This window comes from Marinimicrobium sp. UBA4509, from assembly GCF_002388575.1.
GTDB lineage: Bacteria > Pseudomonadota > Gammaproteobacteria > Pseudomonadales > Cellvibrionaceae > Marinimicrobium > Marinimicrobium koreense.
This window is the reverse complement of sequence record NZ_DGMV01000036.1, coordinates 41,158-54,160: the sequence shown is the minus strand read 5'-3', so window position 1 is coordinate 54,160 and position 13,003 is coordinate 41,158. Positions and strand designations below refer to the sequence as shown.

Here is a 13,003-nt window from a genome sequence, read left to right as displayed (position 1 = left end):
ACGGCGGATGCGGCCTGCGGCCTTATCCGCCCTACGCGCCACTAGGGCGATCTAATCAAACATCCCCAACAAACTGCTCAGCGTCTCTTCGCCCTTGGCAACATTTTTCTCCGGACTGAGCTCACCGAATCCTTCACTCTCCACATCCTCCGGCGGTAACTCCTCCAGAAACCGACTGGGCGTGGTTTCAAAGATTTCCCCAAACTGCTTGCGCTTGTGGGCCAGGGTCATGGTCAGGGTTTTCTGGGCGCGGGTGATGCCCACGTAGGTCAGGCGCCGCTCTTCCTCGATATTGCCATCTTCGATACTGTTCCGGTGGGGCAGCAGGTCTTCTTCCAGGCCCACCATGAACACGTGCGGAAACTCCAGCCCCTTGGACGCGTGGAGGGTAAGCAGCTGCACCTGGTCCAGTTCGTCCTCTTCTTCCTGGCGCTCGAGCAAGTCCCGCAGCACCAGCTTGGCAATGGCTTCCTTGATGGTGGTCTCATCGTCGTCATCCCCCGGCGCCAGAGTCTTGCCCAGGGAGTCCACCAGGTACTGAACGTTTTCCCAGCGCCGCTCGGCGGCCTTGGGGGTACTGGCGTTCTGATGCAGCCAGGCCTCGTAGTCCATGTCTTCGAGCATTTCCCGAATCGCGCCGATCGGGTTGTCGCCGTGGGAGCGCTGATGCACGCCCTCCATCCAGTGCACAAACCGGCGCAGGCGTTCGAGCGCCTTGTCGTTGAGCTGACTCTCCAGCCCAAGTTCATTCACCGCGCTGAACAGCCCGATATGCCGCTCGGTGGCGTAACGCCCGAGGGCTTCCAGGGTACTGGTGCCGATCTGCCGGCGCGGGGTGTTGATCACCCGCAAAAAGGCGTTGTCGTCGTCCGGGTTTACCAGCAGGCGTAAATACGCCATCACATCCTTGATTTCGGTTTTGGAGAAGAAGGACGAGCCGCCGCTGATTTTGTAGGGAATCTGGTGTTGCTGCAGTTTGATTTCCAGCAGCCGGGCCTGGTGGTTGCCCCGGTACAGTACCGCGTAGTCGCGGAACTTGCGCTGGTAGCGCAGCCGGCTGGTGAGAATTTCCGTGGCCACCCGCTCGGCCTCCGCCTCTTCATTGGCGCAGCGGATCACCCGGATCGGGTCGCCCAGGCCCATTTCACTCCACAATGCCTTGTCGAATTCGTGGGGGTTGTGGGCAATCAGGTGGTTGGCCACTTTCAGAATGCGGCTGGTGGAGCGGTAGTTCTGCTCCAGCTTGATCACATTCAGGGCCGGGAAGTCCTGCTTGAGCAGGCTCATGTTCTCCGGCCGGGCGCCGCGCCAGGCGTAGATCGACTGGTCGTCATCCCCCACCACGGTGAGCGAGCCGCGCACGCCCACGATCAGCTTGACCAGCAGGTACTGGCTGGAGTTGGTGTCCTGGTACTCGTCCACCAGCAGGTAGCGGATTTTGCGCTGCCAGCGGGCGAGAATGTCCGGATGGTCCTGGAACAGGCGTACTGGAATCAGGATCAGGTCGTCGAAATCCACGGCGTTGTAGGCCTTGAGAGCCTGGTTGTAGCGCTCGTACACCCGGGCGATGGTCTGCTCGCCCGGGCTCTGGGCCATGGCCAATACCTCGGCCGGATCGGTCAGGTCGTTCTTCCAGTTGGAAATCTGATGCTGAACCCGGTTCAGGTGGTCGCTGTCCAGCTCGCCGTCTTTGAGCAACAGCTCCTTGAGCAGGGCCCGGGCATCTTCGGCGTCAAATATCGAAAATCCGGGTTTGAAGCCCAGGGCTTTATACTCCCGACGTATGATATTCAGGCCCAGATTGTGAAAGGTCGAGACCGTCAGCCCCTTGGCGGCGCTGCCTTTGACCAGCGAGCTGACCCGCTCCTTCATCTCCCGGGCGGCCTTGTTGGTAAAGGTCAGGGCGGCGATATGGCGAGCCGGCAGGTCGCACTGCTCGATCAGATAGGCAATCTTGCGGGTGATCACACTGGTTTTGCCACTGCCCGCCCCGGCCAGCACCAGGCAGGGGCCATCAATATAGTGTACGGCTTCTCGCTGACGGGGATTGAGCTTGGGCACAGTACCTCACCAATTCAGTGCGTGGCGTCATCAGGCGTGGCTGACACAGGGGGCCGGCATTGTAGCAGGGCGCCAAGGGCACGCAAGCACCCGCACAGACGCACGTGTCACTGCCCGACCAGCGGCCATTGGCACCCCGCGAAAGTGGTTTATTATGGGGTATAGGTGGTGTAAAGTCCTCAACTGGCGCGGATTTCTTCATGCTGTGTGGTCCGTCAAGGTAGATGAGTATTGGGTCATAAACAACGAGAACCGGATCGCCTCGTGCGGCCGGGTCGGCGGCGTCAAGGTTGAGCGCACTGAAGCCCTGCGATGCCCCCAACGATACCAAAGGAACCATGGAATCGGGCAATGGACAGAATCGTAAAGATCCTCTTTATTGACGGCGAGGAAGGCGAGTACCTGTTGCTGGCCGACCTGTTGTCAAAGATTCACCACACCGACTATCAGCTGGTCTGGCACGACCGGCTGGATGGCGCTTTGCCCGCCATTTTTGGCGATGACTACGACCTGGTGCTGCTGGACTATTACTGGGGTAGTGGCCATACCGCTCAGGACCTGCTGACCGCCGCCAAAACCCAGGCATGCACCACCCCGATCGTGGTCATGACCAGCGAGATGGAAACTGAGGTGGACCGGGAAGCCATTCGCGCCGGCGCCGCCGACTACCTGATCAAGGGCCATATCGATACCCAGCTGCTCGAGCGCACCCTGCGCTATGCCATCGAGCGTAAGCGCACCGAGCAACACCTGAGTCGCCTGGCGCACTACGACACCCTCACCGACATCCCCAACCGCATTCTCTTTCGCGACCGGCTCGAACACGCCATCCGCCTGGCGGACCGGGATCAGGGCCAGTTCGCACTGATGTTCATAGACCTTAACGGCTTCAAACAGGTGAATGACAGCTTCGGCCACGACACCGGCGACACCATGATCCGGGTGTGCGCGGACCGCCTCAAGGAATGCATGCGCCGCAGCGACTCGGTTGCCCGCATGGGCGGCGATGAATTTACCTTGTTGCTGGAAAACACCGATAATGGCGCCAACATCGCCCATATCGCCGAGAAAATCATCGAACGTATCGGTGCACCCTATCATATCGGCGGCTACGAAATGCGCATCGGCTGCAGCATCGGCATCGCGGTCTACCCGGACGCCGGCCGCGATGCCGAAAGTCTGCTCAAGAACGCCGATATGGCGATGTATCAGGCCAAGCAACAGGACGACAGTAGCTACCGCTTTTTTACCGAGGCCATGAACAAGGCCGTGCGCCTGCAACTGCGAATGGAGTCCGACCTGCGGGCCGCCCTGCGTCTGAATCAGCTCAGCCTGGAATACCAACCCCGCATCGACCTCAATACCGGGGACATTGTCGCCATGGAGGCACTGCTGCGCTGGCAGCACCCGGAGCGCGGCCTGCTCGATGCCAAAGAATTCATCAGTGTTGCCGAAGATACCGGCCTGATCAACGACATTGGCTACTGGATTGTGGAGTGCGCCTGCCAGGACCTGCGCCTGCTGCAGCGCGAGTGTCACTTGGAATTGCGTATGGCGGTCAATCTGTCAGTGCGCCAGTTCCGGGATGAACAGTTGGTGCACCGGCTGGCGGGGACCCTGAATGAGCTCGATGTGCCCGGCCGGAATCTGGAGTTTGAGCTCACCGAAGCCAGCCTGATGGACAACCTCGATCTGGTCAGCCTGTGCATGCGGCCACTATCGCACCTGGGCCTGGAATTCTCCCTGGACCAGTTTGGCAGTGGTAGCTGCTCCTTCCTGCACCTGCAGCGCCTGCCCATCCGCGCGGTTAAAATTGATTCCCGGTTTTTGGCCGCTCTGAACCACAGCGTGGACGACCAACGCCTGGTCACCGCCATGATCAACCTCGCACATAATCTGGGCAAAGTGGTGATCGCCGAAAGCGTGGAAACCCAGGAACAGAGAGATTGGCTGCAGGCCGCCGGCTGCGACCAGATGCAGGGCTATCTGTTCTGCGCCCCCCAACCGGTGGACAAGGTGTGTCGCACCATCAAGCAATGGCACAGTATCGCCTGAACCCCCAGTAACCACTGACAAGGATATCCCGGCGCGCTACACTGGGGTTTTCCCCAGCATGATCGAGTGCCCCTATGATTAACGACTTTGCCCAGAAATTCTTTCAGGAAATTGACCGCAAATTGCCGGGCTTGCAGGACATGCTTCCCAAGCAGGAAATCAAAGCCGCCGTACAGTCCGCGCTCGGCAAAATGGATCTGGTCACCCGAGAAGAGTTCGACGCCCAAACCGCCGTACTCCAGCGCACCCGCGAGCGTCTGGAACAACTGGAAAAACAACTCGCCGAGCTGGAAAATTCCTCCCGTAGGTAGGATCGGTCCGATGCTTTGGAATGAAGCGTAATCCAACAATCCCGCCAAACTCCGCCACCGGGGATCCAGGGCGTGCTCGCTCCGAAACCCGGAGATTCTCCGATCTAAGCTCCCATTAACACTGTGATTCACTCCCGCCTTTATGACAATTCGGCGGTGCTGCATACGTATTCATATTGCCACCGTCATGAATCCGTCTCTAGACTTCCTCCAAACATCAGTTGATGTAAATACGTAAACAACGCCGAATGTGAAGTCTCTGATAGTCGCGTTCCCAAAGAACGCCACTCCCTCCAAACGCGGTATCGGCGCCGGGCTTGCAACCCATTTCAAATAATAAACCGATGCGGTATCGCCCACTCCCGGGCAAACGGTTCTGACCCTGTGGGCAAGATGCCAACACGTTTTTCAGTCAGACACGGACGAAAAATTCACACTAACGATAATGATTTTTTACCGTCAAAAACGGAAAGACTTTTATGTTCAGCATCCATAGACTTGTGATAAACAAGGTGATGGCGCTCGGTATTGGCGCTCTGCTTTTCGGCAGCTTTCACCCCGCACTCGCCCAGGAGTGGTCCGACGCCTATTTTCGCGGCACGCCCAATGACTGGGGGCTCACCCCCATGACCTACAATCCGGACAGCGGCCACTGGGAAACCACCCAGACCTTCGACGATGACAATCCCCGCTTCAAAATCAGCCGTTACGACAACTGGAGCCAAGCCTACCCGGCCGAGGACTATCCGATCGTCGATGGCGCGGGCACCTACGATATCGCGTTCGACGATACCGATCATTCCATTGAGGTCAGCATTGCCGACACCACGTCCGACGATACCAGCTCCGAAAATACCCGACTCTGTTTCGACAATGCCCAGGGATACAGCGAACCGCATCTGTACTACTGGAATGCATCCCCTGCCGATGCGCTGAACGAGGGCACCGATTGGCCTGGTCTGGCAATGAACAAAGAGAAGGGCTTTTATTGTGTCGACCTTGTCAATCGATTGAACAGCAATCAGTTGCCAGACTCTCTCAACGTTATTTTCAACGATAACGGTGCGGCACAAACCGCCGACCTGCTGTTTGACGGAGCGCCCTGCTTCGCCGGCGATCAATGGCAGAGCCTTACCGATTGTGGACTTGATGAGCATCCGGACGACGCCCCGCCGCCCATCGGGCAAACCCCCGATGATCTTGATCAACGCCCCACGCTGAACGAGCCCCACGCCCTGCCAGTGGAAGGTAATGTGTCCGAGGGCAATTATCGTTTTGAGATCGCCTACCCCGGATTGATCGATCAGTTTGCCTCGCCGGTGATGACCCTGCCCGACCCGGTCAGTGGCCTGATGATGGTGGTCGACAAGTCCGGGCAGGTCTACGCTTTTCCCGACGATCCCGAGGTAGCGCCCGATCAGGTTCGCTCTCTGATCGACATTGAAGATCAGGTCAAGAATTATCACGAACAGGGTCTGCTCAGCATGGCTCTGGATCCGGATTACGCCAGCAACGGTTTTATCTACCTGTATTACATTCAGGGCGCCGACGATAACGAACGTACCCCCGACGGTCAGTACGGCGATGCCGTGCTTGAGCGCTGGACCATCGACAATCCAGCCAACCCCGCTGCCGTGCTGGATGACTCCGCCCGGGAACTACTGCGCGTTGAACAACCCGGTCCAGATCACAAGGGCGGCATGATGCAGTTTCATCCCGAAGAAGGCTATCTGTATTTGGGCATCGGCGACGGCGCTTACGGACATAGCGCCACCACCTCGTTCGACGAAGATCCGCGTACCAACAACAATGCTCAGGTCACCAGCAACCTGCTCGGCACGTTCATTCGGATCGAGCCATTGACCGAAGCTGAAAACGGAAAATACTATCGCGTACCCGATGACAATCCATTTGTGGATCAATCTGGTTACCGCCCGGAAATCTGGTCCTACGGGCACCGCAACCCCTGGCGTTGGGCGTTTGACACCGAAGCGCCCTACACCTTGTGGGAAACCGAAGTCGGCCAATCCGGTTACGAAGAGGTCAACCGTGTGGAACCCGGAAAGAATTACGGCTGGCCGGTGTGCGAAGGGTTGAACAACCGGGGCGAACTCGGGGGCGACCCACTCAAAGACTGCACCACGGCTTTTGAACCGCCCATCGAAGGGTACGAGCACCCAACCGGTTACTCCATCATTGGTGGTCTGGTTTATCGGGGCAACCAGTTGCCGGGCCTCAATGGACGCTTTGTGTTCGGTGACTACGTCACCAAGAAAATCTGGGCCGTGGCCGAGGGCGAAGAGAAAACCGTGGTCAGCGACGCCTTCCCGGAAAACATCGCCTCCTTCGGCACCGACCTGTCCGGCGACGAATTGTTGGTATCCACCTACGGTGTCGAGTTCGGAGGCAACTCCACCATCTACCGCCTGGTGGACGATGACGCTGACAGCGCCGCCTTGCCGGACACCTTATCAGCCACCGGGTTGTTTCAGAGTCTTTCGCCCCTGGTACCGGAAAGTGGCGTCATCCCCTATAAGGTCAACACCGAAGGCTGGTTCGACGGCGCGACGGTACAACACTTCTTACACATCCCCAACGACGAAACCATCGCCTTTGCCGACACCGAACAGTGGGATCTGCCCACCGGTTCGGTGCTGATCAAACATAAATGCATCACCGACGCTGATGGCGAAGAACGTCCCTTTACCACGGAAATTCTCTTCCGCCAGGCGAACGGAACCTGGCAGGCGGTGAATTACCACTGGAACGCCGAGGGCACTGAGGCCACACGAGTGACCGAAACCCTGACCCTCGACAATACCGATGCCGAAGGACGCACCCGCACGGTACGATCCTCGGCCGATTGCGGCTCCTGTCATGTGGGCAATGGCAGTCGCGAACCCCTGGCGTTGCACTCCCGCCAGTTAAACCGTTCGTTCAGTGAGCAAGGTGAGAACCAGTTGGATATTTTCAACCGGATCGGGCTGTTCGATACCAACATTGGTGCCGCCGAGCAGTACACCGCCTTTGCGTCTCTGGAAGACGAGAACACATCGCTTGAGGCGCGTGCCAGAGCCTATCTGGATACCAACTGCGCGCACTGCCACAACAGCGATTTCATGAACCTGCGCTACGACCAGCCGCTGGAGGACATGCGCCTGCTCAACGTTCAAACCACCGGCGGCAAATACCGGATCAAACCCTTTGATCACGGCGAAAGCCTGATTCATCTCTATCAGGTCACCGACGGCAACCGTATGCCCAAAGGCACCCGTTACACCAACCCCGCGGCAGACACCCTGTTCGCCGAATGGATCGACGCCGTCGACGCTCAACCGACCGATTTGCGCCTGCTTGGCGACACCCGGGTCAACCCGGATGATACGTTTACGCTCAGCGTCGAGGCACGCTACGACAATGGCTTCACCGCACCGGTGTCGAGCATCGACAGCGTCAATAGCAGTGACGAATCGGTGCTTTCGGTAGAAGCCATCGAAGGCAACCAGGTCACCCTTAACGCCCTCAGCGCCGGTGCCGCCAACGTCACCCTCAGCAGCAACGGGCAATCGACCAGTCTGGAGATCGAGGTGGTGTCTATCGACACCTCCCTGACCGGGCTGGCCATCTCCCCGGAGACCACCGCACTCACCGATCAGCAACAACTGGTGGCCTACGGTCTGGGTCCCAACAACACCAAAATTCATGTTCATTCGGAGGTTCAATGGCAAGTGATCAGCGGCGGCGACGTCGTGTCGGTATCGGACACCGGCCTGGTGCAACGTCTGGCCCCGGGTGAGGCCACCGTGCGCGCCACTCTGGACGAATTCAGTGCGCAAACCACCCTCACCGAGGCGGACGCCGCCCTGTCCCTGCGCTACGACAACCCTGACGACTGGGACGCCGTCAACATCTACCTTTGGACCAGCGGTGCGGGAGAAGACCAACCGCTGCACGACTGGCCCGGTGAGCCGATGGACGGACCGGATGACAGCGGTTGGTGGGTCTACCATCAAGATCCGGACGCCCTGCCCGAGGGGCAGCTGAACGTGATTTTCAACAACGGCGCCGGCGCCCAGACCGATGACCTCAACGACATCCAGGAATCCGCCAGCTACAGCGACGGCCAATGGGAACCCTGGAATGCCCACGGCGACACCGGCGGCGAAACCTATCGCCTGTCGGTAATTGGTGGCAGCACCGAGAACGCCGAGCGCGATTTCACCCCCGGCACGGTGGTTTCCATCGCCGCCCACGAGGCGCCTCTCGGGACCGAGTTTTCCGGGTGGCAGGGCGAAGGCCGCGCCTATGTAGTCGGCAACCCCGCCGCGGCCACTATCGAGCTGGTGATGCCCGCTCACAACGTCTCGATCCAGGCGCTGTTTGCCGGCCAGGAAGACGACTATCAAGCCGGCCGGGATTTCTATGGCCAACACTGCCAGAGCTGTCATGGCGACAACGGTGAAGGCGGCGTGGCCGGTGCCATCAATGCCCTGGACGACACCTGGAACCAGAATCTTCTGGCCAGCTACATCGCCGACTTTATGCCCATGGACAATCCCGGCGCCTGCGACGGCGAACAGAGCGGTGACTGCGCCTTCGAAATCGCCCGCCTGGTGCTCGCCGACGCCTGGCAGCCCTCTCTGTGCACCGACGGCAACTGCGGCGAGGGCACTCTGGATAGCCGAAACCTGCGCCTGCTCACCAAAGAGGAATACCTCAACAGCGTGCGCGATGTGTTCAATATCAACTTCTCGGCGGCGCTGATGGATACCGTCCCCGCCGATGGTCGCTACCGCAATTTCACCACCGCCTCCTATCTCTCGGCGGGCTACGACCGCACCCTGGGCTATCAATTGGTGGCCAGTGAGATCGCCGAGCAGGCGATCACCCGCTACACCTTTATGGGACTGGCCGAACAGTGTGACGACGCTGCCTGCGCCGTCGAGGCGTTCGGCAAGCGACTGTTCCGTCGTCCGCTGACCCAGACCGAAGTGGACAACTACGCCGCCCTTTACGACAACGACGACGGCGGTCGTCGGGCCCTGCAGGCGCTGTTGATGTCACCGCACTTCATGTACCGCTCCGAGCTGGGCGAGCTGGACGGTGAAACCGGCCTCTTTGCATTGGATGCCTACGAAACGGTGACCTCTCTGGCCTACATTTTCTGGGCCACCACTCCGGATGACACCTTACTCGCCATGGCCGCGGATGAGGACTTCAGCCGGTCCGAGGCGGTCAATCACGTACTGAGTGATCCGCGCTCGGAGCGCGGCCTGCGCCGCTTTATCAGCGGCTGGCTGATCAACAATCAGTACGGCTTCCCGGGCATCGACAACCCGGATCTGGTCGAAGCGCTGAAAGAGGAAACCGTGCGCTTTGTACTCGCCAACATTGAGTCCAACGCCCCCTACGCCGAACTGCTGCTCGCGCCCTACACCCAGGCCAATGATCTGGTGGCCGAGCACTACGGTCTTCCGGACACCACCAGCGGCGGCTGGTCCGAGCGCGCCTACGACGGCTCGGATCCTCGCCTGGGTGCTGGCCTGCTCGGCCACGCCAGCTTCCTGGCCTCGCGCACTAACACCGTCAATCCCTCGCCCATCAAGCGCGGCGTCTATGTGCGGGAAAGTCTGATGTGCCAGGAGTTTCCGCCACCGGCCGCGGCGGACTTCAACGTCGAATTTGAAGACTCCGACAGCAACCGGGACGCCACCGAGCGGCACACCAACGACCCGGCCTGCGCCGCCTGCCACCAGTTTATCGATGGTGTGGGTTTTGGCTTTGAGCGGTTCGACAGCCAGGGCCTGTACCGGGCCATGGAGACCCTGGGCAACGGTGAGACCGAAGAGATCGACGCCTCCGGCTCCATCAAAAGCCTCTATTCGCCGGAGACGACTCTTGACCCGGACAGCGAGGCGGTAACCTACCACTCGATACCCGAGCTGGCCCAACTGATTGCCGAAAGCGGTCAGGGTGAGGCCTGTTTTGCCCGGCAGTTCTACCGCTACGTGGTGGGCCGGGAGGAGTCCGGCGATAGCGACGAGCTCAATATCCAGACTTTTAGTCAGGACCTGCGCAACGGCGGTGGCATGCGTGACATGCTGCGCGACCTGGTGCTGTCCGACAGTTTCATTCAGCGTCGATAAGAGGGAGTGACCACCATGAACACACTGACCAATCGATCGCGTCGCCGGTTTCTGATGTCCCTGGCCAAAGGCGGATTGTTGTTACCCTTTGCCAGCCAACTGTTCGGCCAGAAAGTCCTCGCCGCCTCGGGCTTGGCACAGCGGGTACTGTTTCTTTACTACCCCAACGGCGTGGTGCCTTACAACTGGCGCCCGACCCAGGGCGAGGGCAGTATCGCCGGCTCCCAGGAACTGAGCTTTGGCCTGGGACCACTTTCGCCCTGGCACCAGAACCTGACCGTGCTGCAAAATATGACCCTGGACATCGGTCAGGGCGCTGGCGCCCACTACAATGACATGCGCGGCATCCTCACCGGCAACAACCAGATCGGCACCGACAGTGCCAGCATCGACCACCTGATTGCCGAACAGCTCGGCGATGAAGGGGTCCTGAGCCTGGGTGTGCGTACCGGTCCTAAATCCGACATCATGATCTCCAAGCCTCGGGGTTACGCAACCACGCAAAGGCCTATCCCCAACAACGACCCGAAAGACGTCGCCGAGAAACTGGCACTGCGGGTGGGGGACGGCGGTGGCGGCGAACCGAACCCGCAACTGCAGGCCATGTACGACACCCTGCTGTCGGATTTTGACCAGTTGGAAGACGCCACCCTGTCCCAGGCGCGGCAGGATAAACTTACTCGCCACCGCGAAGCGCTGGTGCGCCTGAAAAACCTCGCGGGAACGCAACTGGGCGACTGCGCCCTCAGCACCGACAAACCCGCCGACCCCTACGCCATGGCGGAACAGCAATTGTCAGCAGATGAGTGGCAACAGTTTCCAACCCTGTGCCGGGCCCAGATCGACAATGTGGTGGGCGCCTTCTCCTGTGGCCTGCACCGGGTCGCCACCCTGCAACTGTCCAAGGGCGATGAAAACGGCAACCTGGTCAACTATTCCTTCGATGAGTGTTGGCAGATGGCCCAGCAGGCCATGGACCAGGGCATCAAGGCCACCGAGAACGGCGGCGAGGTCACCCCGATCACCCGTTGGTACAACGAGTTCTCCAGTCACAGCGCTTCCCACCGCCCGGGGGACGTGCCCCACACTGCCCAAGTACGTTGGTACCACTCCCTGCTGGCCTACACATTGGAACAACTGGATGCGGCCGGTTTGCTGAGCGATACCCTGGTGGTGATGTTCTCCGAAGTGGGCGACGGCTCCAAACACGGCGGCGGCGCTGGTGCGGTGACGCTCGCGGGCGGCGCCGGCGGGGCGCTGTCCATGGGCAGGGTGATCAACTGCGGCGACGGCATCAACAACGGCTACCGCCGCTTTGGCACCCACAACCTGTTCGGCGATGTGGCGCGGTTGATGGGTGTAAACAGTTTACCCGAGCCGCATTGGAGCGGTGGCGTGGTGTAACGCTCCAGTGTATCGCCACCCCAAAACGGAACCCGGTTCCTTTTTCAACGACGCTCGATAAGGTATATTTCTTCTCGAAATACACCCACCCACGCAAGGATTGCTCATGTCGCTCGCCGTTGTCTATTCACGCGCAAAACTCGGAGTCCAGGCTCCGCTGGTCACCGTCGAAGTTCATCTCTCCAACGGCCTGCCCGCCCTGAATATGGTGGGCCTGCCGGAAACCGCCGTGAAGGAAAGCAAGGACCGGGTGCGCAGTGCCATCCTCAACAGTCACCTGGAATTTCCCGCCCGGCGGATTACCGTCAACCTCGCGCCCGCCGATTTGCCCAAAGAAGGCGGACGGTTTGACTTGCCGATTGCCCTGGGCATTCTGGCCGCCTCCGGTCAAATTCCCGAAGACAGCCTGAGCGGTTGTGAATTTATGGGTGAGCTGGCCCTGTCCGGCGAGCTGCGCCCGGTCACCGGTGCCCTGCCTGCGGCGTTGGCCGCCAGCGATGCCAAACGGCATCTGGTGGTCGCCGCCGACAACGCCGAAGAGGCCGCGCTGTGTGATTCCACTGCCGTGTTCTCCGCAAAAAACCTGCTTTCAGTGTGCGCGCACCTGCATCAGCGGGAGCGCTTACCCCAGGCCGAAGGGCCGTTCGATGCCACCGACGAACCGACCCTGGATTTTGACCTCAGTGATGTCAAAGGCCAGGTACAGGCCAAACGGGCTCTTGAGGTCGCGGCCAGCGGCGGCCATAACCTGTTGATGTATGGGCCGCCGGGGACTGGCAAAACCATGCTCGCCAGTCGCCTGCCCGGCATACTGCCCCCGCTGGAAAATCGTGAGCGGTTGGATGTGGCGGCGGTGTATTCAGTAGCCCCCGGTGCCGGCAGTCACAGCAATCGGGTACGGCCTTTCCGGTCACCCCACCACACCGCCTCGGCCATTGCATTGGTGGGCGGCGGCTCCAATCCGCGCCCGGGGGAGATTTCTCTGGCCCACAGCGGCGTACTGTTTCTGGATGAGTTACCGGAATT

Annotated in this window: 6 protein-coding genes; 5 read left to right on the top strand and 1 reads right to left on the bottom strand. The window is 60.1% G+C overall.

The genetic code is table 11. From position 1 onward, the window contains the following. Positions 1–51: 51 nt before the first annotated feature. Positions 52–2,061: a DNA helicase Rep gene (gene rep / locus B3520_RS05360; RefSeq protein ID WP_024461828.1), complete on the bottom strand. Its 2,010-nt coding sequence runs from the start codon at positions 2,059–2,061 to the stop codon at positions 52–54. Positions 2,062–2,412: 351 nt separating this feature from the next. On the opposite strand from rep, the gene B3520_RS05355 reads away from it, so the two are divergent. The 5 genes from B3520_RS05355 to B3520_RS05335 all read left to right on the top strand — a co-directional run. Then, entirely contained in the window at positions 2,413–4,116 is a 1,704-nt protein-coding gene (locus B3520_RS05355) for an EAL domain-containing protein (protein ID WP_286805798.1), read from the top strand. A 74-nt stretch (positions 4,117–4,190) separates the two neighbouring features. Then, a complete protein-coding gene (locus tag B3520_RS05350) occupies positions 4,191–4,427 on the top strand; it encodes an accessory factor UbiK family protein (RefSeq protein WP_265366503.1) in 237 nt (78 codons plus the stop codon). Positions 4,428–4,906: 479 nt separating this feature from the next. Further along, complete coding sequence (locus tag B3520_RS05345) at positions 4,907–10,573, top strand: PQQ-dependent sugar dehydrogenase (RefSeq protein ID WP_286805797.1); 5,667 nt, start codon at positions 4,907–4,909, stop codon at positions 10,571–10,573. Between the two features lie 15 nt (positions 10,574–10,588). Next, a complete protein-coding gene (locus B3520_RS05340; RefSeq protein ID WP_286805796.1) occupies positions 10,589–11,977 on the top strand; it encodes a DUF1552 domain-containing protein in 1,389 nt (462 codons plus the stop codon). A gap of 106 nt (positions 11,978–12,083) precedes the next feature. Further along, the coding region (locus B3520_RS05335) for a YifB family Mg chelatase-like AAA ATPase (protein WP_286875575.1) at positions 12,084–13,003 on the top strand (920 nt) is incomplete at its 3' end.